This window comes from Klebsiella michiganensis (genome assembly GCA_000963575.1).
Taxonomy (GTDB): Bacteria; Pseudomonadota; Gammaproteobacteria; order Enterobacterales; family Enterobacteriaceae; genus Cedecea; species Cedecea michiganensis_A.
Window position 1 is genome coordinate 488609 of record CP011077.1, and the last position, 22483, is coordinate 511091.

Below are 22483 nucleotides of genomic sequence, written 5' to 3' on the forward strand. Positions count from 1 at the left end.
GTGAACGTTGTTCCCGATAAACCGGCTTCCGTTCCTTCTCTTGTCACCCATAGGCCTCGGCGCACGCTGCCGGGCGAGAGGGACTTCGACGGCTTGAACGATAACTTGTCATACAGCTTTATAAGTTGAGTGATATCACAAAAGCATTTTCGCGTAATGCCGGGCGGTACCTTGCTCTCAGGCCAGTATTGGCGCGGGGTTTAGCCCGTTTTATGTGCATGTAGGAGATGATTACGTGTTGGTTTTGTGACCACTGACGCAAAATTGAGGTCGTTGCATAAAAATTGGTGTGATAACTTTGTGCAATTATGATTCGAATACCTGGTGCCGTTATCTGCAGAGGATGCCCCTATGACCCCCTTTATGACTGACGATTTTCTTCTGGATACCGAATTCGCTCGCCGCCTGTACCATGACTACGCGAAATCGCAGCCCATTTTTGATTACCACTGCCACCTGCCGCCGCAGCAAATTGCCGACAACTATCGCTTTAAAAATCTGTATGACATCTGGCTGAAAGGGGATCACTACAAGTGGCGTGCGATGCGGACTAACGGCGTGGCCGAACGGCTTTGTACCGGTGACGCCAGCGACCGTGAAAAGTTTGATGCCTGGGCCGCCACCGTGCCGCATACCCTCGGCAACCCGCTCTATCACTGGACGCATCTGGAGCTGCGCCGCCCGTTTGGCATTACCGGGAAGTTGCTCTCGCCGGCAACGGCGGAGGAGATCTGGCAGCAGTGCAACGCCTTGCTGGAGCAAGATGCGTTCACTGCCCGCGGCATCATGCAGCAAATGAACGTGAAAATGGTCGGCACCACTGACGATCCGGTGGACTCTCTGGAACACCACGCCGCCGTAGCCAAAGAGGGCGGCTTCGACATTAAAGTGCTGCCGAGCTGGCGGCCGGACAAAGCCTTTAATATCGAGCAGGCGACATTCAGCGACTACATTTCGACGCTGGCCGCCGTGTCTGATACCGATATTCGTCGCTTTAGCGACCTCCAGGCGGCGCTGAGCAAAAGACTCGACCATTTTGCTGCCCACGGCTGCAAGGTTGCCGATCACGCTCTGGACGTGGTGGTGTTTGCCGAAGCGGATGAAAAAACGCTGGATACCATTCTTGCCCGACGCCTGGCGGGTGGCTCGGTTAACGACACCGAAGTGGCACAGTTTAAAACGGCTGTGCTGGCCTGGCTCGGCACCGAATATGCCCGTCGCGGCTGGGTGCAGCAGTACCATATCGGGGCGTTACGCAATAATAACCAGCGGCAGTTCCGCCTGCTGGGGCCGGATGTAGGCTTTGATTCCATCAACGATCGCCCGCTGGCCGAGCCGCTGTCGAAGCTACTGAGCAAGCAGAATGAAGAAAATTTGCTGCCGAAAACCATTCTCTACTGCCTCAATCCGCGGGACAACGAAGTGATTGGCACCATGGTCGGGAACTTCCAGGGGGAAGGCATGCCGGGCAAAATGCAGTTCGGCTCCGGCTGGTGGTTTAACGATCAGAAAGACGGCATGGAGCGGCAGATGACTCAGCTTGCCCAGCTTGGGTTGTTGAGTCGCTTCGTCGGTATGCTGACCGACAGCCGCAGCTTCCTCTCCTACACGCGCCACGAATACTTCCGCCGTATTCTGTGCCGCATGCTTGGCCACTGGGTTCAGGCGGGGGAAGTGCCTGCAGATATCCCGCTGCTGGGTGAGATGGTGAAAAACATCTGCTTCAACAACGCCCGCGACTACTTTGCCATTGAGCTGAACTGAGGCCGGGATGCGATATATCAGGATCCATGCGCTGGATAACGTTGCGGTCGCGCTGGTGGACCTTGCGCAGGGCGAAGAGGTGAGTGTTGCGGCGGAAGCCTTCAGGCTGCGACAGCCTATTGCCCGTGGCCACAAGTTCGCGATCCAGCCGATTGCCGAAGGGGCAAACGTCGTGAAGTATGGCTTGCCCATTGGACACACGCTTTGCAATGTTGCCGCCGGGGAGCACCTCCACTCCCATAATCTGCGCACCAACCTTAACGATGTCGATGAATATCGCTATCAGCCTGAAGTTGTGCCCGCGGCGAAATCTTTCGGCGACCGTGAAGTCAGCATCTATCGCCGCAGCAACGGCGCGGTTGGCGTGCGTAACGAGCTATGGATCCTGCCGACCGTCGGCTGTGTGAACGGCATTGCCCGGCAGATGCTGAGCCGCTTCCTGCAGGAAACCAGTAACGCGCCAGATATTGACGGTGCCTGGCTGTTCAGCCATCAGTTTGGCTGCTCCCAGCTGGGGGATGACCATCTCAACACCCGCACCATGCTGCAAAATATGGTGCATCATCCGAACGCAGGGGCTGTGCTGGTGGTGGGGCTGGGCTGTGAGAACAACCAGATTAGCGCGTTCCGCGAAACCTTAGGGGAATACGATCCCGGTCGCGTCCACTTCATGGCGCTGCAGCAGCAGGACGATGAAATTGAAGCCGGGCTTGAGCATCTGCGTGCTTTGTATGAGGCCATGCGCCACGACAGGCGCGAACCGGGCAAACTGAGCGAGCTGAAATTCGGGCTGGAATGCGGCGGTTCGGACGGCCTGTCCGGCATTACCGCGAACCCGATGCTGGGCCGGTTCTCGGACTATATGGTGGCCAACGGCGGCACGACCGTGCTGACGGAAGTGCCGGAAATGTTTGGCGCGGAGCGGCTGCTGATGAGCCATTGCCGTGACGAAGCCACGTTTGAGAAAACCGTGGCAATGGTCAACGACTTCAAACGCTACTTTATCGAACACCGGCAGCCAATCTATGAGAATCCTTCCCCGGGGAATAAAGCGGGCGGGATCACCACGCTTGAGGAGAAATCCCTCGGCTGTACGCAAAAAGCCGGTGAAAGCCAGGTGGTGGATGTTCTTCGCTATGGCGAAAGACTAAAACAGGCCGGCCTAAACCTGCTGAGCGCACCGGGCAACGATGCGGTGGCCACCAGCGCCCTGGCGGGAGCGGGCTGCCATATGGTGCTGTTCAGCACCGGGCGAGGGACGCCCTACGGCGGCTTTGTGCCGACGCTAAAAATCGCCACCAACAGCGAACTGGCCGCGAAGAAACCGCACTGGATAGACTTTGACGCGGGCAGGCTGCTGCATGGCAGTACCATGCCCGAGCTGCTGGCGCAGTTTATTGAGACTCTCGTTGAGAAAGTGAACGGCGCGCCAACCTGCAACGAAAAAAATGATTTTCGCGAGCTGGCGCTGTTTAAGAGTGGGGTCACGCTATGAATTCCCGGCCTCACCCTCTCCCTTTTAGGGAGAGGGTGAGGGTAAAAACCAGAAACGATGCTGTGGCTTAAGCCTGGGCCGAACACACAGCGGGGCTCGTTAATATTAGCCGCGTAACAAATCGGTCTTCGCCAGGCGAGCATCCTCTGCCTGGCAAACGGCAGCGGTAAAGATAACGTCGGTAGAAGAGTTCAGCGCGGTTTCACAGGAATCCTGCAATACGCCGATGATAAAGCCGACCGCCACCACCTGCATGGCAATCTCGTTCGGGATACCAAACATGCCGCAGGCCAGCGGGATCAACAGCAGCGAGCCACCCGCCACGCCAGAAGCCCCGCAGGCGCAAAGTGAAGCCACCACGCTCAGCAGCAGAGCGGTCGGGAGATCCACCGGCACGCCCAGGGTATGAACTGCCGCCAGCGTCAGCACCGTAATGGTGATGGCTGCCCCGGCCATATTGATCGTTGCCCCCAGCGGAATCGACACCGAATAAGTATCGCGATCCAGGTTCATCTTCTGGCACATGCTCATGTTGACCGGAATGTTGGCCGCGGAGCTGCGGGTAAAGAACGCGGTCACGCCGCTTTCGCGCAGGCAGGCCAGCACCAGCGGATACGGGTTACGGCGAGTGGTTATAAACACCAGCAGCGGGTTGATTATTAGCGCCACGCCGAACATGCAGCCCAGCAATACCAGCAGCAGCTGGGCATAGCTCCAGAGCGTGGAGAAACCGGTGGTGGCAAGCGTGGAGGCGACCAGGCCAAAGATCCCTATAGGGGCGAAGCGGATCACCACCTTCACGATAAAGGTCACCGCGTCAGACAGGTCGTTCACCAGGTTTTTGGTCGTTTCGTTTCCGTGGCGCAACGCAAAGCCCAGGCCTACCGCCCAAACCAGAATTCCGATGTAGTTGGCGTTCAACAGGGCGTGTATCGGGTTGGCAATAGTGCTCATCAGCAGGCCGTGTATGACTTCGACGATACCTGATGGAGGCGAAATGTCCGTGGCGCTGCTGGTCAGGTGAAGCGTGGAGGGGAAGATAAAGCTAACGACGACCGCGGTCAGCGCGGCGGAGAAGGTCCCCAGCAAATAGAGCACCAGGATTGGGCGGATATTGGTTTTTTGGCCGTGCTGATGATTGGCGATGGAAGCCATCACCAGCGTGAGTACCAGCACCGGCGCCACGGCTTTCAACGCACCGACGAACAGCGTGCCGAGCAGGCCGGTTGCGATAGCAGCAGGTTTTGAGACCAGCGCGAGCAGAATGCCCAGCACCAGGCCAACGAGAATTTGTTTTACGAGGCTGCCGCGGGCAAAGCGCTGCAGTAGTCCAGAAGCTTGCGAACTCATGAATACCTTCCTGTGTTTCAGTGATGTCGTGCTGTGCCGCGTGCGTAGTGGGCTACGTCTTTGCGGTTGTAAGAAAATGTGTTTGCCCGGTGAGTATAAGGAAAAGTGGTGAAGGAAAAAGCATTTCAAGCTGGAATTGCGTTCAGTGTTAGATTTCGTAACTGATCATTAACATTCTTGTGACATATTCAGCAGTTTGATGCGATGGCGGATTGCCAGAACGTAAAAGGGGCATTACGCCCCTTTTTTGGTGGTGAGATGTTGGCTTATTCCGCCGACTTCTTCTGGTCGTTACGGTGGTTCACCCAGGCGTTAATAATCAGCGTGCCCGCCAGAATACCGCCCACCACGCCCAGCGAAACGGCGATAGGAATATGGTAGAAATCGACTATCAGCATCTTGATACCGATAAACACCAGAATCACCGACAGGCCATACTTCAGCATCGAGAAGCGCTCCGCCACGCCCGCCAACAGGAAGTACATGGCACGCAGGCCGAGGATCGCGAACAGGTTAGACGTCAGCACGATAAACGGATCGGTGGTGACCGCGAAGATCGCCGGGATACTGTCGACTGCGAAAATTACATCGCTCAGCTCGACCAGAATCAGCACCAGCAGCAGCGGCGTCGCATACAGCAGGCCATTCTGACGCACGAAGAAATGCTCGTTCTCAATCTTGTCCGTCATTCGCAGATGGCCGCGCAGCCAGCGGACCAGCGGCTTATCACCGATGCCGGTATTATCCTCTTTTGCCAGCGCCATTTTCACACCGGTGAACAGCAGGAAAGCCCCGAACACGTAAAGCAGCCACTCGAACTGGGTAATCAGCCAGCTGCCGCCGAAGATCATGATGGTTCTGAGAATGATTGCGCCCAGCACGCCGTAAACCAGCACCCGCCGCTGCAGCGCCGCAGGCACGGCAAAGTAGCTAAACAGCATCAGCCAAACGAAGACGTTATCGACCGCCAGCGCTTTTTCAATCAGGTAACCGGTGAGGAAGGCCAGCGCCTGGGTATCGGCGACTTCGCGCCCGGCGGTGCCGCTGAGGTACCACCAGAAGGCGAGGTTAAACAGCAGAGAAAGTGAAACCCAGACCAGCGACCAGACGGCTGCCTGTTTCATTGACATGGTTTGCGAGCCACGGCGGCCCTGAACCAGCAGATCGATCGCCAGCATAATGGCGACCACGACGGCGAAGCTGCCCCAGAGCAGCGGAGTACCGACAGTATGCATAATGAGATTCCTTGAAAACAAAAACGGCCAACATCAGAAGACGCCAGCCGCTTTCGCTTGCAACAGGGATCTCGCCTTCCGGCAAGGTCTCACTTACGACGTTTTCACGTCGCCCGGCAACCGGATGCTTGCGCATCGTAATGACGATTAACCGGCAATGAAGTTACTCCCCTTTGCAGGTAACAAAATATGACAAGCAATAGCTTTGGTCAATATCTGCCACCTGGTTTTCTGCAAAATACCTTATGCCGTGGCCGGCTGGCCCACATCGTCAGCCGGGAACTTAACCCCTGTCTGGCGGCGAATCTCGGTCGCCAGCGCCGACGTGATGCATGAGGTCACCAGCCCGGGGTGATTGACCGCATTCTCTTCCACCAGGCGGGCAAACGTCTCCGCTTCGTACAGCATAGTATTGATATGCTGCGGCTGGCTCAGATCCTGAGGTTTGCCGCCGCGCGGGATAAAGGTTACCCGCTGGCATTCGGATATTTTTTCGATCACCAGCGATCCGGCTTCGCCCTGAATTTCGCTTGGGATCGTTGAATCGCTCACTTTGGAATGCATCAGGGTGACGTCAAAATCACCGTAGTTCAGCTGAACGGTGCCGTGGGCGTCCACCCCGCTGTCCAGCAGGGAAGCCGTGGCGTGAACGGAGTGCGGTTCGCCCCACAATGCGGCCGCCGAGGCCAGCACGTAGAAACCGATGTCCATGATCGAACCGTTAGAAAACGCCGGGTTAAAGGTGTTTGGGTTTTCGCCGTCCAGGTAGCGCTGGTAGCGGGAAGAATACTGGCAGTAGTTGAGCAGCACCTTGCGGATTTGACCCACCTTCGGCAGCGCCTGCTGCAGGGCGATAAAATTCGGCAGACTGGCGGTTTTAAACGCCTCGAACAGCACCACCTGATTTTCGCGGGCGCAGGCGATGGCCGCTTCAACTTCCGCAAGATTAGACGCCAGCGGCTTCTCGCAAATGACGTGTTTTTTGTGGCTCAGAAACAGCAGGCTCTGCGGGCCGTGCAGCGAGTTCGGGCTGGCGATATACACCGCGTCGATAACATCGCTCTTCGCCAGCTCATCCAGCGAAGTAAACAGATGTTCGACCGGGTAATCGTTGGCAAAGCTTTGCGCCTGCTCGAGGCTACGGGAGTACACCGCAGTCAGCTTATATTTGCCGCTCTCATGGGCGGCATCCACGAACTGGCGGGTGATCCAGTTGGTTCCAATCACAGCGAAACGTATCATAAACGGGTGCATTCTCCGGAAGTCGATAATCAATAAATCGGGGGCATTATCAGGCCGTGCCGCTAAGCGCCAGCTGCGTAAGCCAAAGTCGTGTATCGAATTCTAACTGGTGATACTGCGGTTCCATATGACAGCACAAGGAGTAAAACGCTTTGTTGTGATCCTTCTCCTTAAGATGCGCCAGTTCGTGGACCACTATCATGCGTAGAAAGGCTTCAGGGGCGGTGCGAAACACGGTCGCTACGCGAATTTCCGCCTTGGCTTTTAATTTGTTGCCCTGCACGCGAGAAATCGCGGTGTGCAGCCCCAGCGCGTTATTCAGAACGTGGATCTTGCTGTCATAAGCGACTTTATTTATCGGTGGGGCATTGCGCAGAAACTGGTTTTTCAACTCCTGAGTATAGGCGTAAAGCGCTTTATCGGTCGCGATGTTGTGCCCCTGCGGGTAGCGTTTTTCCAGCACCGCGCCGAGGCGCTGCTCGCTAATCAGGGTACGCACCTGCGAGAGCAAATGCTCCGGATAGCCGCTTAAATAAATCAGTTCGCTCATGCTTGTCTCAGGTTGAAGGAAAAAAAGGTATACTCTCGCCCCCGCTATGGGGATATCACCAAACTTTACCATCCAGGAGGGCCGATGAGCCAATTAGACAACGGTTTTCGTTCACTGACGCTGAAGCGTTTTCCGGAAACGGACGACGTAAACCCGCTGCAGGCGTGGGAAGCGGCAGATGACTACCTGTTGCAGCAGGTAGACGAACTTGAGCCAGTCGGCCCCGTTCTTGTTTTTAACGATACGTTCGGTGCGCTGGCCTGCGTGCTGGCCGAACACAAGCCTTACAGCATTGGCGACTCGTACTTAAGCGAGCTGGCCACGCGGGAAAACCTGCGCGAGAACGAAATTCCGGAAAATAGCGTCACCTTCCTCGACAGCACCGCGGCTTACCCGCAGGCGCCGGGGCTGGTGCTGATTAAAATTCCTAAAACGCTGGCCTTGCTAGAGCAGCAGCTGCGTGCGCTGCGTAAAGTGGTCACGCCGGAAACCCGCATCATTGCGGGCGCGAAAGCGCGGGATATTCACAATTCCACGCTGGAGCTTTTTGAAAAGATTTTAGGGCCAACCACGACCACGCTGGCGTGGAAAAAAGCGCGCCTGATTAACCCGACCTTCACCAGGCCAGACCTGGCGGACGTGCCGGAAACGCTGAGCTGGAAGCTGGAGGGAACCGAGTGGACGATTCACAACCACGCGAATGTCTTCTCCCGCACCGGGCTGGATATCGGCGCGCGCTTCTTCCTTGAAAGTTTGCCGTCAGATCTGGAAGGCGAGATTGTCGATCTCGGCTGCGGTAACGGCGTGATTGGCCTGACGCTGCTGGAGAAAAACCCGCTGGCGCAGGTGGTGTTTGTGGATGAGTCGCCGATGGCGGTGGCCTCCGCGCGCCTGAACGTTGAAACCAACCTACCGGGCGACATCGACCGCTGTGAGTTCATGATTAACAACGCGCTGTCCGGCGTGGAGCCTTTCCGCTTTAATGCCGTACTCTGCAACCCGCCGTTCCACCAGCAGCATGCCCTGACGGATCAGATCGCGTGGGAGATGTTCCATCACGCTCGCCGCTGCCTGAAAATCAACGGCGAGCTGTACATCGTGGCCAACCGCCACCTGGACTACTTCCGCAAGCTGAAGAAGATCTTCGGCAACTGCACCACGGTGGCAACGAACAACAAGTTCGTGGTGCTTAAAGCGGTGAAGTTAGGCCGTCGCCGCTAAATCTCCAGCGCTAAACGGGTGCCCTGCGCAATCGCGCGCCGGGCATCCAGCTCCATTGCCACATCGGCCCCGCCAATCAAATGCACGGTTTTACCCATAGCCTGTAAAGGCTCAGCCAGTTCGCGACGCGGATTCTGCCCGGCACAAATAATCACGTTATCCACCGCCAGCAACTGCGGTTCCCCGCCAACGGTGATGTGCAGCCCGGCATCGTCAATACGCTCGTAGCTCACGCCCGCTATCATTTTCACGCCGCGCGCGGCAAGCGTAGTACGGTGGATCCAGCCCGTGGTTTTCCCCAGGCCTTCGCCCGGTTTGCTGGTTTTACGCTGCAGCAGGAAGATACTGCGCGGGCTTTTATGCAGATGCGGCCCTTCCGGGCGCAGGCCGCCTGAAGTTTGCAGGCTGGTATCAATCCCCCATTCCACGCAGAACTCGGCGATGCTCTGGCTGGTGGATGCGCCCTCCTGGCTCAGGTACATCGAAGTATCAAACCCAATCCCGCCCGCGCCAATGACAGCCACGCGCTTGCCCACCGGGGCTTTGTCGCGCAGCACATCGACATAGCTCAACACCTTCGGATGCCCGATGCCGTCTATCTCCGGCAGGCGCGGCTCAATCCCGCAGGCCAGAATAACTTCGTCGAAGTCGTGCAGCATCTCCGGGGTGGCGTACTGATTCAGGCGAACGTCCACGCCGGTGAGGGTCAGCTTCCTACGGTAGTAGCGCAGCGTTTCGAAAAACTCTTCTTTGCCGGGGATCTGCTTGGCGATATTAAACTGCCCGCCGATCTCCGCCGCAGCGTCAAACAGCGTGACGCTATGGCCTCGCCCGGCGGCGTTGACCGCAAAAGCCAGCCCGGCGGGGCCGGCGCCAACCACCGCAAGGCGTTTCGGTTGTGCTACGGGCACAACCGGCATTGTGGTTTCATGGCAGGCGCGCGGGTTGACCAGGCAAGAGGTGACTTTGCCCACGAATATCTGATCCAGGCAGGCCTGGTTACAGCCGATGCAGGTATTGATTTCATCGCCGCGGTTCGCGGCGGCCTTAGAGACAAACTCAGCATCAGCCAGGAAAGGACGCGCCATCGACACCATATCCGCATCGCCGTCGGCCAGGATCTGCTCGGCGGTTTCCGGGGTATTGATTCGGTTGGTGGTTACCAGCGGGAGCGCAACATGACCTTTCAGTTTTTTGGTTACCCAGCTAAACGCGCCGCGCGGCACGGAGGTCGCGATGGTAGGAATACGGGCTTCGTGCCAGCCGATGCCGGTATTAATCAGCGTTGCACCCGCTTTTTCTATCGCTTTGGCGAGCGTGACGGCCTGCTCAAAGTTGCCGCCGCCTTCGACAAGGTCGAGCAGCGACAGGCGGTAAATAATAATAAATTCTTTGCCAACGCGTTCCCTTACGGCGCGAACGACTTCGACGGCAAAGCGCATTCTGCGCGCGTAGTCCCCGCCCCATTCGTCATCGCGCTGGTTGGTGCGCGCGGCCAAAAACTGGTTTATCAGGTAGCCTTCCGAACCCATGACCTCTACGCCGTCATACCCGGCCTCCCGCGCCAGGCTGGCGCAGTGGGCAAAGTCTTCAATCAGGGTGAGAACTTCTTCGTGACTCAGTTCGTGGGGTTTAAACGGGTTGATCGGCGCCTGAATGGCCGACGGGGCGACCAGCTTAGGCTGGTAGCTGTAGCGCCCGGTATGCAGGATCTGCAGGGCAATCTTGCCGCCTTCGCGGTGCACCGCCCCGGTCACAATCTGGTGATGCGCCAGCTGGCTTTTGTCGTTCAGCACCGCGCCGTGGGCGACGGTGACCCCGGAGGCCGAAGGGGCAATCCCACCGGTCACAATTAGCGCCACGCCGTGTCGGGCGCGCTCGGCATAGAAAGCGGCGAGGCGCTCAGCGCCGTCCGGCAGCTCTTCCAGCCCGGTGTGCATCGACCCCATCAGCACGCGGTTTTTCAAAGTGGTAAAGCCAAGATCCAGCGGGGCAAGCAGCGACGAGTAGCTCATGATTGTGTCCAAAATGTAATTTTATTGTTATGTGGTCGGATGAGTTCTAATTTAGCCGTCGCGGGGCAAAAGGGAAAAGGGGAGTGCGGCGAATGTGATGAGAGTCATATTCCCGCCTCCCCGGAAGGTGAATCAGGCGCGCGCCTCTTTCAGCAGCCTCTGAATAACCTGCTCCTGCTGTTCATAATTACCCTCGCCGAAAGAGACATTGCGTAGCTGCCCGCGAGCGTCGAAGTAGTAATGCGCTGGCCAGTACTGATTTCCGAAGGCATTCCAGATCTGGTAGTTATTGTCGGTGACGACCGGGTACGGCAGTTGCCATTTACCTACCGCCTTTTTCACCGAGTTGAGATCTTTTTCCCACGGGTACTCCGGCGTATGCACGCCAATCACCACCAGGCCCTGATCTTTATACTTGTTGGCCCATTCCCGGACGTGCGGCAGCGCGTGCTGGCAGTTAATGCAGTCGAAGGTCCAAAAATCGATAAGCACGACTTTGCCTTTCAGCGACTCTGGCGTCAGCGGCGGGCTATTAATCCATGCGGTTCCCCCGGAAAGTGGCGGCATTGCGCTGGTGGGCGCGGGATCCACAATAGGCTGCAGCTTCGGGGCTGGCGTGGCGGTGGGGGAGAAGGCCAGCAGATGCTGTTCCAGCTTCGCGCCGAAGCCGTTGGCGTTTTGCAGCACCGCCGTGGTGCCGGAGGCGATAAACGCCACCGTGGCCAGCATTGCCACGCCCGCCGCGCGACGAAGCTGCGCCATCAGCGCCATTTTCTCACGCAGGCTGGCCAGCAACCGGTGACCGCAGAACCACAGCAGCGCCAGCATCAGCGCGCAGCCGCTGCCGTAGGCCGCCAGCAGCACGCCGGTGGTGACTGCCGAAGGGCCGGACAAACCAATGCCGAGAATAGCCCCCAGAATCGGCCCCGCGCAGGGCGACCAAAGCAGCCCCACCGCAAGCCCGGCCAGAAAAGCCGACAGCGTGCCGTGAGTGCGGTAGCTTTGATTGTTGATTGCATTCCCCACCTGCACCGCCGGGCGCATCAGCCGCTCGGCAAGCCCGGGGAAGATGAGCGTGAGCGCGGCAAGTGCCAGCATCGCCAGCGCCAGCCAGCGGCCAACCAGCGTGGCGCGCACGATCCATTCCCCGGCAGCGCCGACCAGCAAAGCCACGGTTGTGAACATCGTCACCATGCCGGCAAGCAGGGCGAGGATTTGGCGTTTTTTGCCACGAAATGCAGCGAAAAGCAGAGGAATGACGGGCAGCGTACAGGGGCTTAATAAACTGAGAATACCGCCAAGAAAGGCAATCAGAACGGGCATAACACACCTCACGGTTACAGGATGATTTCTGGCTATTTAACCCGCCTGATGTGTTCGTGATGTGTGGGAAAACCGTCCTGATTGTCAGTTTGTTTGTCGGCTACCTGGCCGCATACAGAGCGATACAATCAGGCTACGGGCAGCGTGATGCTGGCTTTCAAACCGCCCTGCGGCCGGTTGGCCAGCGTTAACTTTCCGCCTAACTGGCCGACAAGCTGGGCGGCAATCGCCAGACCAAGCCCGGTGCCCCCGGTGTCGCGGTTTCTGGAACTTTCCACGCGGTAAAAAGGCTGCAACACGGCGTCCAGCTCCTCTTCGGGGATCCCCGGCCCGTTATCGCCAACTGCCAGCGTTATCTGGCTGGCCCCTGCAGTCAGGCTGACTTCTGCGGCGGAGCCGAATTTCAGGGCGTTATCCAGCAGGTTAGTCAGGATGCGGCGCAGCGCCTGGGGGCGGGTTGAAAGCGGAAGTGCTACCTCCGGCGCGGCAAACGTCACCGCTTTACCGACGTCCTGGTAGTCACAGGTAATGCTGTCCACAAAGGCCCGAAGCTCAATACGCTGCACTGTTTCTTCCAGATTTTCTGACGACCGCGCATAGGCGATCCCCTCGCGGACGAGGTGCGTCATGTTGTCCAAATCCTGCATTAGTTTATCGCGCAGTTCCGGCTCATCGCTCATCTCCAGGCGCAGTTTCATGCGGGTGATGGGCGTCTGCAAATCATGTGAAATAGACGCCAGAATTTGCGTGCGTTCTTTCAGGTGCCCCTGGATTCTGGCCTGCATCGCGTTAAAGGCTTTGGCCGCATGCTCCACCTCAACCGGGCCGCTTTCCTGCATGTCCACGGGGCTGGAGCTGGCGGGCTCCAGCGCTTCAACGGCGCGGGTAAAACGGGTAAATGGCAGCACCACCTGGCGCACGGCAAACCACGCGCAAAGCGCCAGCAGGACAAGTTGAATAGCAATGACCACCGGTAGCCAGCTTTCAATCGGTGGCATGCGCGGCGTAAGATCGATGGTCAGCGGCGAGCCGTCAGCCAGCGTCAAATGAGCCTGAATATGGGAGCGCATACCGGGAATGGCGGTGAAAGTCAGGCTGTAGCGCTCGGCCAGCGCCTCTTTCAGGGACGCGATGGCATCTTTCGAACGTTCGTCGGCAGGCGGTTTGCCCGGCGTACCTGACCCAAGAATGTAGTGATAATTTTCCCGGGCGAGCCGGTCCAGCCAGGCCGGGCGCTCGGCGGCCGGCAGCTTGTCGAGTATCGCGACGCTGGTAGAGACGTTGTTTTGCAGGTTATCCAGCATCACGCTGCGGGCGCTGTTCATTCTCTCAAGAGTGGTTAGCGCCAGGGTCAGGCCGTTAGCCAGCAGCAAGCCGACAAGAACGATAAGAAACAGGCGGGAAAGCAGGGAGCGGGGCCACAGCCTCATTCTCTCGCCTCGACGATCGTCACGGGAACGGAAAGCACATAGCCTTCGCTACGCACGGTTTTGATGTAGGCCGGGGTGCGGGCATCTTCGTTTAAACGCTGACGCACGCGGCTGACCAGCAAATCGATCGAGCGCTCAAACAGCTCGGCATCGCGGCCCTGCGTCAGGTTCAGTAGCTGATCGCGGGTCAGCACGCGCTGCGGATGATCCAAAAACACCCGCAGCAGGCGGTATTCCGCGCCGCTCAGGGCGACGATCGTGCCCTGTAAATCAATCAGATGCCGGGCCGACGTATCAAGCTGCCACTCGCCAAAAGCGATGATTCTGCCGGCTTCGGTCACCTGCAAATTGGGCGGCAACGCGCGGAAGCGACGAAGGATCGCCTTGATCCGCGCCAGCAGTTCGCGGGCGACAAAAGGTTTTACTACGTAGTCGTCCGCGCCCATTTCGAGGCCCAGGATCCTGTCGCTATCTTCGTTTCTGGCGGTCAGCATCAAAATAGGCAGATCTTTGTGCTTATCGCTGCGTAACTGGCGGCACAGCGTCAGCCCGTCGTCGCCGGGCATCATTACGTCCAGTACCACCAAATCGACGTGCTGCTTATCCAGAACCGAGCGCATCTCCTTGCCGTTGGCTGCGCCGCTGGCCCGATAGCCGGATTTTTCCAGATAGCTGACGATAAGCTCGCGAATATCGCGGTCATCGTCCACCACGAGAATATGATCGATATGTTCCACCTGGGGCTCCCGGCGCTAAAGTGAAGGGTAAAACTAGCATAGCCGCTCGTGAGTGAACGGCTATGCCTCTTTTTTTACTACAGCTTACCCGCATCTACCACCGCCTTCACAAAGGCTTCCGGCGCTTCCTGCGGCGGGTTATGGCCGATATTTCCGCTGAAGGTTCGGTGTTCATATTTGCCGGTAAATTTTGCAGCATAGGCCGCAGGTGCAGGGTGTGGAGCCCCGTTGTTGTCGCCTTCAATCGTGATGGTTGGCACGGTGATGTTCGGCAGTGCGGCCAGCTTTTTCTCATCTGCCGCATACTTCTGTTCGCCGTTTTCCAGCCCCTGCCGCCAGCGATAGTTACTTAGGGTAATGGCGACGTGGTCCGGGTTATCCAGCGATTTGGCGCTGGTGTTAAAAGTTTCATCGCTGAACTTCCAGCCCGGTGAAGCCTGCTGCCAGATAAGTCTGGCGAAGTCATGCGTGTTCTTCTCGTAGCCCGCCGCGCCGCGTGGGGTCGCGAAATAGAACTGATACCACCATTGGAGCTCGGCCTGCGGCGGCAGCGGTTTTTTCCCTGCTTCCTGACTGCTAATCAGATAGCCGCTGACCGACACCAGGGCTTTCACGCGTTCAGGGTGCAGAGCAGCCACGATATCCGCCGTGCGCGCTCCCCAGTCATAGCCGGCGAAAATGGCCTGTTTGATGTGTAACGCATCCATCAGCGCAACCGTATCCTGAGCCAGCGCGGCAGGTTCGCCGTTGCGGGGCGTGGCAGAGGAAAGGAAGCGGGTGCTGCCGAAGCCGCGCAGGTTAGGCACGATAACCCGGTAACCTTGTTTTGCCAGTTCAGGCGCCACCGTATCAAAGCTGTTGATGTCGTAAGGCCAGCCGTGCAGCAGAATAACCGGCTGCCCGTCTTTCGGGCCCATATCGACATAGCCGACGTTCAGCACGCCCGCGTCTATCTGTTTTATTTGCCCGGCATCAAAGCCCGCCGCTTCAGCCTGGCAGGCGAAGACCACCGAGAGGGAAAGAGGGGCTATCAGTGCAGACCGAGTCAGTTTGTTGAACATGATGTTTTCTCCGAAGCCATTAGAAAATGTTCGGGTATCACATCACGGGATTGTAGGCGGGGTGTTTTCCAAACCGCCTTTTTTGCATGGCGGCGTATCTGGAGGTGTTGCAGATACAGTGTGATACAAAGTGGCTTGTTTGAGCCTCACCCTAACCCTCTCCCTGGAAGGGAGAGGGGATAACAAATATTCCGAGCTGTTTGTTTTCTCCTTGGTTTTCAGCGAGAGCGGATAACAAATATTCCGAGCTGTTTGTTTTCTCCTCGGTTTTCAGGGAGAGGGGATAACAAATATTCCGAGCTGTTTGTTATCCCCTTGGTTTTCAGGGAGAGGGGATAACAAATATTCCGAGCTGTTTGTTTTCTCCTCGGTTTTCAGGGTGAGGGGATAACAAATATTCCGAGCTGTTTGTTTTCTCCTTGGTTTTCAGGGAGAGGGGATAACAAATATTCCGAGCTGTTTGTTTTCTCCTCGGTTTTCAGCGAGAGGGGATAACAAATATTCCGAGCTGTTTGTTTTCTCCTTGGTTTTCAGGGAGAGGGGATAACAAATATTCCGAGCTGTTTGTTTTCTCCTCGGTTTTCAGGGAGAGGGGATAACAAATATTCCGAGCTGTTTGTTTTCTCCTTGGTTTTCAGCGAGAGGGGATGACGAATATTCCAGGTTGTTTGTTTTCCCCCTCTCCCCTCTGGGGAGAGGGTCGGGGTGAGGGGGAAATTACCCTGCCACTCTCGGTGCAAGCCCCGGTGCCTGCCACATCGACGTCGTCAGGCCGCTGTCCACCAGCGTTAACTGGTCGGCATACACTTTTTGCCATTTGTGCTTCATCTCGTCGTAAAGCTCGCGGTGCGCCGGATTCGGCGTGAACTCTCGCTGCCACTGCACCAGACGCTCGCCGGTATTGGCCAGCGAATCAAAAAGCCCGGCGCCAACGCCAGCGGCAATGGCACAGCCCAGCGCCGTCGCTTCTTTTACCACCGGCACCCGCACCGGCAGGCCGGTTACGTCGCTAAGAATCTGGCTCCACAGCGCGCCTTTTGATCCTCCCCCGGCAAAAACGAGCGAGTCGAACTTCACGCCAGAAAAGCCGGAAATTTGCTCCAGATTACAGGCGGAGACAATCGCCGCATTCTCCTCTAAGGCACGGAATAACGTCGCTTTGTTGCACTTCTCAGGGTCAATGGAAAGATTAATGAACGATGGCGCGGCGTGATACCACTGCTTGAAATGCATGGCATCAGAGAAAATAGGCATCACCCCGTGGGAGCCTGCGGGTACGCGGCCCGCCATCTCTTCCATCAGCGCGTAGGTATCCACGCCGAGGCGGTCGGCCAGCAGCTTTTCTTCCGCGCAGAAGGCGTCCCGGAACCAGCGCATCGTCAGGCCGGTGAAGAAGCTAATGGACTCCGCCTGCACCATGTGGTGAATGACGTGTGGGTTAATGCGGATATTCATGTCCGGGTCGGTTTTGATTGCCGGCAGGTTCACCACCTGCTGCCAGAATGTGCCGCCCAGTACCGCCGTCTGCCCGGCCCTGACGATGCCCAGTCCAAGGCAGCCAAGCTGTACGTCGCCACCGCCCATCACCACCGGCGTGCCCTTCAGCAGCCCGCTTTCTTCGGCCGCCTGCGGGGTTATGCCGCCCAGCACGGTGCCGGTTTCTTTGACCGGAGAAAGAATGTCGGCACGTAATCCCGCCATATCCAGCAGAGCAGGGCGCCAGTCGCGGGTTGCCAGGTCCAGCATGCCGGTCGTGCCGGCGTTAGACGGGTCAACCGCCAGTTCGCCGGACAGTTTAGCCGCCAGCCAGTCGCTGATCATGGTGATGGTGGCGGCTTTGCGGTAAATGTCCGGGCGATGGTGCGCCAGCCAAAGCAGGCGCGGCATGGCGCTCAGCGCCAGCGTCTGGCCTGAAACGTGGTACACCTCGGACTCGAACTGGAAGTCGTGGATCTCTTTCAGCTCGCTGACTTCACGACTGGCGCGGGCATCCACGTTTGCACAGGCCCAGATAGGCTCGCCGTGGCGATCGTAAAGCACAATCCCTTCACGCATAGAACAGCAGGAAACGGCGCTAATCGCCGAAGAGGAGAGGTTTGCCTTGTGCAGGGCCTCACGGATGCAGCGGCAGGCGAGCTGCCAGTTAACGGCGAGATCGAACTCCATCGATCCCGGCACGTCGGCCACGCTTAAGTGCTTCCATTCGGCCTGGCCAACGGCTATTTGCTGGCCTGAAGTATCGAAGATTACGGCGCGGATACTGCCCGTTCCGGCATCCAGTGCAAGTAGATAACTCATCGCCTTTCCTCATTGTGAGCGCGGTCGGCGACGGGTTAAATCTAACTCGCCAGTTTCAACACCGCCCGCGCGGTCTCTTCTTCCGTCACCAGGCCGTTAATGTGGCGGCCCAACAGTGCGGCGTAAATCGCCTCTGCTTTATCCTCTCCGCCCGCGACGCCAACGATGGTGGGCAATTGCGCCAGATCGTTAAGGCGGACCCCAAGCAACTCGCGGTGGATCTCCAGGCCTGCGACCATCTCGCCATTGGCCTGCATGAAGTAGCCGAGAATGTCGCCGACTGCACCTTTGCGTGAGTACATCAGCTGTTCGCCTTCGCTGATGTAGCCGGAGCGCATGATGGTGGCGTCGCGCTTCTGATTGATCGCGCCGATCCCGACAACCGCGACATCTGCCGCCATCGCCGCAAGGATCACGTCCCGCACGCTGGACTCCATCCTTAAAATCTCAGCAACCTGCGGCGAAGACACGCGCAGCGGCGCCGGGATCAGGCTGACGTTACAGGCGGCATCCAGCTGCCCGATGCCGGTCATATACGGCCCTACGCCGCCGGAAAGCGTGACCAGCCCAATCTGCTGAGAACTAATAAAGCCGCTCAGGTGCTGCAGACAGCTCATGGTGGTTTCACCGAATCCTACGGCTAATAACTGCCCCGGCGTTAACAGCCCCATCAGCGACTGTGCGGCGCCAATGCCCAGACGCGTGCTCATTGGCGGCGCGCTATGGGCCGGCAGGACACGCGCTAACTTCAGGTTAAAGCGCGACTGCAGCTCCGTTTCCAGCGCCAGGCAGCCTTCATAGCGGGAGTTTATCTGGACGCGAATCACCCCGGACTGGCGGCCCTTCTCCAGCAGGCGCGAGACTTTGAGCCTCGGCAGCCCCAGCCGCTCGCCGATATCATTCTGAGTCAGGCCGTCGTGGTAATAGGACCAGGCCACTCGCGCCAGCAGCTCTTCTTCCGCCATCGGCAGCCCGGAGAACTGACTTTCTTCTGTCGAACGTTTCTCGCTCATAGATGAACTCTTATTAAAATTTAGATCAGATGTTCGCGGTCACCCGGAAATAAAATGTGAAGCGCCCGGCAAAACAGATCATTTATTACTCCCGGATGATTTAGCCGATCTATTTAAAAATTTTGTGATCGCCGCCCGGTTGTAATCATATATCCCCGTCTACGCTTTTGAACATTATTAATTCAATTTCTCTTTTGTTCAAATGTGGAGTCCCGATGCCAAACGCCACGCCGCTGCTGCAGGTTCATCAGATCCGGAAACAATTCTCCGGCGTTAGCGTATTGAAAGGCATCGACTTTACGTTGCTGCCCGGCCAGGTGCACGCCCTGATGGGAGGCAACGGCGCGGGCAAATCGACGCTGATGAAAATTATCGCCGGGGTTGAAACGCCCGACGGCGGCGAGCTTGAGCTGCACGGCAAGCGCTATGGCAGGCTGAAGCCCGCTCAGGCGCATGAGCTGGGTGTATACCTGGTGCCGCAGGAACCGATGCTGTTTCCTAACTTAACGGTGCAGGAAAACATTTTGTTCCGCCTGCCTCGCACGGACAGCCTGCTGGCAAAACTGGCGGAAAAAATGCAGCAGCTGGACTGCACTATCCCCCTCTCTGCCGCCGCGAACACGCTGGAAGTGGCCGATCAGCAGATGGTGGAGATCCTGCGTGGCCTGATGCATGAGGCCAAAATTTTGATCCTCGACGAGCCCACGGCTTCTTTAACTCCGGGAGAGACGGCGCGTCTTTTTCGCCAAATCAGCGCCCTTCAGGCGCTGGGGGTGGGCATTATATTCATTTCCCACAAGCTGCCGGAAATCCACCAGATTGCCAGCCATATCTCCGTGATGCGGGACGGCGCGGTCGTGCTGCAGGGAGAAACGCTGGCGTTTACCGACCACGAACTGATTACGGCGATGACGCCGGGCAGCCGCGAGCACACGCTGAGTGATACCCAGAAGCTTTGGCTGTCGCTCCCCGGAAACCGTCGCACTCAGCCGCAGGACTTTCCGGTGCTGCGCGTGGACGGGCTAACCGGGGAAGGCTTTATCGACCTGAGCTTTGAGATTTATGCCGGAGAAATCGTCGGCCTTGCGGGGCTGGTTGGCTCCGGGCGAACCGAGCTGGCGGAGACGCTGTACGGCCTGCGCCCGGCGCGAGGGGGGCGAGTTTTTCTCGAAAACACTGACATCACCGAAAGCGGCACGAAATCTCGGCTCGATCGCGGGCTGGTTTATTTGCCTGAGGATCGGCAGGTTTCCGGACTATTTCTTGACGCCCCCATCCGCTGGAACACGGTGGCGTTAAATGAACCCGGGCTCTGGCTTCAGCCGAAGCGTGAAGCGGCTGTGGTGGAGCGCTACCACCGCGCGTTGGGGATCAAGCTGAACGACGCCGATCAGGCTGTACGCACGCTGTCCGGCGGCAATCAGCAAAAGGTGCTGCTGGCCCGGTGCCTGGAGGCTAATCCTCTGTTGCTGATCGTGGATGAACCGACGCGGGGCGTTGATGTGGCGGCGAGGGCGGATATTTATCAGCTGATCAAAAGCGTGGCGCAGCAAAACGTGGCGGTGTTGATGATCTCCAGCGATCTGGATGAGTTTGCGCCGCTTGCAGACAGAGTGCTGGTGATGCATCAGGGGGAGATCGGCGGGGAAATCCGCAGGCCGGCGATCAGCGTGGATCGCATGATGAATATGGCATTTGGCGGGGGGAAACCATGAGGAAACTGCTGAAAAACCGCGAACTAAGCGCTCTGCTGGCGATCCTGGCGCTGTTTGTGGGGCTGGTGACGCTAAACCACGCCTACTTTAGCCTGCAAACCGTCAGCATGATCTTTACCAGCGCGCAGATCCTGATCCTGCTGGCGATGGGGGCTACGCTTGTGATGCTGACGCGAAATATTGATGTTTCCGTGGGCTCAACCGTGGGGCTTTGTGCGATTGCCGTCGGTGTGGCGTTGAACGCCGGTTACAGCCTGCCGCTGGCTATCCTCTTTGCTCTGGCGATGGGCGCGGCGGCGGGCTTCTTTAACGGCGTGCTGGTGGTCTGGTTACGTATTCCGGCGATTGTTGCCACGCTCGGCACCCTGGGGCTGTATCGCGGAGGCATGCTGCTGTGGACGGGCGGGAAGTGGATTGAAGGGCTGCCGGCCACGCTCAAATCGCTGTCTGAACCGATTGTTCTCGGCGTTTCTTTCTTTGGTCTGCTGGTTATCGCTCTGCTGGCGTTCGGCTCGTGGGGGCTGGCGAAAACCGCGTTCGGGCGTGATTTTTACGCCGTGGGGGACAACCTCGCCGCCGCCCGGCAACTTGGCGTGTCGGTGAATCGTACCCGACTGCTGGCCTTTACCTTCAACGGGGTGCTGGCCGCGCTGGCCGGGGTGCTTTTTGCCTCTCAGATAGGCTTTGTGCCCAATCAAACCGGCAGCGGCCTGGAGATGAAGGCCATTGCCGCCTGCGTGTTGGGTGGCATCTCGCTGCTCGGAGGCACCGGCACCCTGATAGGCGCGTGCCTGGGGGCTTTCTTCCTGACCCAAATCGACACCGTGCTGGTGCTGTTTAAGCTCCCGGCCTGGTGGAACGATTTTATCGCCGGGCTGGTACTGCTGGGGGTACTGGTGCTGGATGGCCGCCTGCGGCAGGCGCTGATGCGCCACCAGCGCGCGCAGAAATATGCGCGTTTTGTTCCTCCTCCGCACGGGGGTAAAAACGTGGCCCCCTTTCCTCCGCGTAAAAAGAAAGAGGTCGCTTAAATGAAGCTGCGTCTTAGCTGGGAAAGCGTTTTACTCCTGCTGCTGGTGGCAGAAATCCTGCTGTTTGGTGCTCTGAACCCGCGGATGCTGGACATCAACATGCTGCTGTTCAGTACCAGCGATTTTATCTGTATTGGCATCGTCGCCTTGCCGCTCACGCTGGCTATCGTCAGCGGTGGGATTGATATCTCACTCGGGTCAACTATCGGGCTATGTGCTATCGCGCTTGGGGTCATGATGCAGGCGGGGCTGCCCGTACCGCTGGCCGTGGTGCTCACGCTGGCGCTGGGGCTGCTGTGCGGAGCCCTGAACGCGGCGCTGATCCACTACACCGGCATTAGTCCGCTGGTTATCACGCTGGGCACCCTCTACCTCTACGGCGGCGGAGCGCTGCTGCTTTCCGGCATGGCGGGGGCGACGGGCTATGAAGGCATAGGTGGTTTCCCGGACGCTTTCACTAACTTTGCCAACCAAACGCTGTTCGGGCTGCCGGTGCCGCTGGTGCTATTCGCGGTGATTACTTTGCTGTTCTGGCTGCTTGCGCACCGCACTCGCTTTGGCCGCCACGTCTTCTTAATCGGCCAGAACCCACGCGCGGCTCGGTATGCAGCTATGCCGGTCAACGGCATGTTGTACGGCGTTTATGGGCTGGTTGGGCTGGCCTCGGCCATCGCTGCGGTGGTGCTGGTTTCCTATTTTGGCTCTGCCCGCTCCGATCTCGGGCGGGATTTATTAATGCCGGCCCTGACGGCGGCGGTTTTAGGCGGCGCGAATATTTACGGCGGGTCAGGTTCGATGTTGGGAACCGCCCTGGCCGCGCTGCTGGTGGGGTATTTGCAGCAGGGATTACAGATGGTTGGTATCCCCAATCAGGTATCGAGCGCGTTGTCCGGTGCGTTGTTGATTGTGGTGGTGATTGGCCGTTCGCTGAGTTTACACCGCGAAATGATCCGGGTGACCTGGCGTCGTCTGCGCGGGCAGAAAAAACTAACGGGGGTTTAAG

The 22483-nt window shown here is 58.1% G+C and carries 17 protein-coding genes; 6 read left to right on the forward strand and 11 right to left on the reverse strand.

The annotated features are described in order from the left end of the window. Positions 1–351: 351 nt before the first annotated feature. Together VW41_02360 and VW41_02365 are read left to right on the forward strand one after the other, a co-directional pair. Entirely contained in the window at positions 352–1764 is a 1413-nt protein-coding gene (locus VW41_02360; protein ID AJZ87973.1) for a glucuronate isomerase, read from the forward strand. Between the two features lie 7 nt (positions 1765–1771). After that, positions 1772–3259, forward strand: coding sequence for an altronate hydrolase (locus VW41_02365; protein ID AJZ87974.1), 1488 nt, complete (start codon positions 1772–1774; stop codon positions 3257–3259). A gap of 105 nt (positions 3260–3364) precedes the next feature. Here VW41_02365 and VW41_02370 read toward each other — a convergent pair whose 3' ends face one another. The 4 genes from VW41_02370 to VW41_02385 all read right to left on the reverse strand — a co-directional run bounded on the left by VW41_02370 (position 3365) and on the right by VW41_02385 (position 7636). Further along, entirely contained in the window at positions 3365–4609 is a 1245-nt protein-coding gene (locus VW41_02370; protein AJZ87975.1) for a serine/threonine protein kinase, read from the reverse strand. Positions 4610–4875: 266 nt separating this feature from the next. Further along, positions 4876–5844 carry a membrane protein gene (locus VW41_02375; GenBank protein AJZ87976.1) on the reverse strand — a complete coding sequence of 323 codons (969 nt, stop codon included), beginning with the start codon at positions 5842–5844 and terminating at the stop codon, positions 4876–4878. A 243-nt stretch (positions 5845–6087) separates the two neighbouring features. Then, a complete protein-coding gene (locus VW41_02380; GenBank protein AJZ91823.1) occupies positions 6088–7086 on the reverse strand; it encodes an oxidoreductase in 999 nt (332 codons plus the stop codon). A gap of 49 nt (positions 7087–7135) precedes the next feature. Further along, positions 7136–7636: a metal-dependent hydrolase gene (locus VW41_02385; GenBank protein ID AJZ87977.1), complete on the reverse strand. Its 501-nt coding sequence runs from the start codon at positions 7634–7636 to the stop codon at positions 7136–7138. An 84-nt stretch (positions 7637–7720) separates the two neighbouring features. Between VW41_02385 and VW41_02390 the strand changes: the two genes are divergently transcribed. Next, a complete protein-coding gene (locus VW41_02390; GenBank protein ID AJZ87978.1) occupies positions 7721–8857 on the forward strand; it encodes a ribosomal RNA large subunit methyltransferase G in 1137 nt (378 codons plus the stop codon). Here VW41_02390 and fadH read toward each other — a convergent pair. From fadH to VW41_02425, 7 genes are all read right to left on the reverse strand, one after another. Next, the gene (gene fadH / locus VW41_02395; protein ID AJZ87979.1) at positions 8854–10872 is read right to left on the reverse strand and encodes a 2,4-dienoyl-CoA reductase; all 2019 of its coding nucleotides are present in this window, start codon (positions 10870–10872) and stop codon (positions 8854–8856) included. The two genes, VW41_02390 and fadH, sit on opposite strands and share 4 nt — an antisense overlap. Before the next feature lie 132 nt (positions 10873–11004). Further along, positions 11005–12195 (reverse strand): cytochrome C biogenesis protein, encoded by a 1191-nt coding sequence (locus tag VW41_02400; protein ID AJZ87980.1) that lies wholly within the window; start codon positions 12193–12195, stop codon positions 11005–11007. A gap of 128 nt (positions 12196–12323) precedes the next feature. Further along, complete coding sequence (locus VW41_02405) at positions 12324–13625, reverse strand: ATPase (protein AJZ87981.1); 1302 nt, start codon at positions 13623–13625, stop codon at positions 12324–12326. Further along, a complete protein-coding gene (locus VW41_02410; GenBank protein AJZ87982.1) occupies positions 13622–14362 on the reverse strand; it encodes a chemotaxis protein CheY in 741 nt (246 codons plus the stop codon). Before VW41_02410 ends, VW41_02405 begins: the two co-directional genes overlap by 4 nt. 77 nt (positions 14363–14439) lie before the next feature. Beyond that, a complete protein-coding gene (locus tag VW41_02415) occupies positions 14440–15423 on the reverse strand; it encodes an alpha/beta hydrolase (GenBank protein AJZ87983.1) in 984 nt (327 codons plus the stop codon). A 717-nt stretch (positions 15424–16140) separates the two neighbouring features. Continuing rightward, positions 16141–17721: an autoinducer kinase gene (locus VW41_02420; protein AJZ87984.1), complete on the reverse strand. Its 1581-nt coding sequence runs from the start codon at positions 17719–17721 to the stop codon at positions 16141–16143. A 41-nt stretch (positions 17722–17762) separates the two neighbouring features. Further along, positions 17763–18734 carry a transcriptional regulator LsrR gene (locus tag VW41_02425; protein ID AJZ87985.1) on the reverse strand — a complete coding sequence of 324 codons (972 nt, stop codon included), beginning with the start codon at positions 18732–18734 and terminating at the stop codon, positions 17763–17765. A 215-nt stretch (positions 18735–18949) separates the two neighbouring features. Between VW41_02425 and VW41_02430 the strand changes: the two genes are divergently transcribed. Genes VW41_02430 through VW41_02440 form a run of 3 tightly spaced genes read left to right on the forward strand, consistent with a single transcriptional unit; the run spans position 18950 to position 22482 of the window. Further along, the gene (locus VW41_02430; GenBank protein AJZ87986.1) at positions 18950–20449 is read left to right on the forward strand and encodes an ABC transporter ATP-binding protein; all 1500 of its coding nucleotides are present in this window, start codon (positions 18950–18952) and stop codon (positions 20447–20449) included. Then, on the forward strand, positions 20446–21480 hold the full coding sequence (locus VW41_02435) for an ABC transporter permease (protein ID AJZ87987.1): 1035 nt from the start codon (positions 20446–20448) through the stop codon (positions 21478–21480). The genes VW41_02430 and VW41_02435 overlap by 4 nt, the downstream gene beginning before the upstream one ends. Next, positions 21481–22482 carry an autoinducer 2 import system permease LsrD gene (locus VW41_02440; GenBank protein AJZ87988.1) on the forward strand — a complete coding sequence of 334 codons (1002 nt, stop codon included), beginning with the start codon at positions 21481–21483 and terminating at the stop codon, positions 22480–22482. It begins immediately after the preceding gene. The last annotated feature ends 1 nt before the right edge of the window (position 22483 follow it).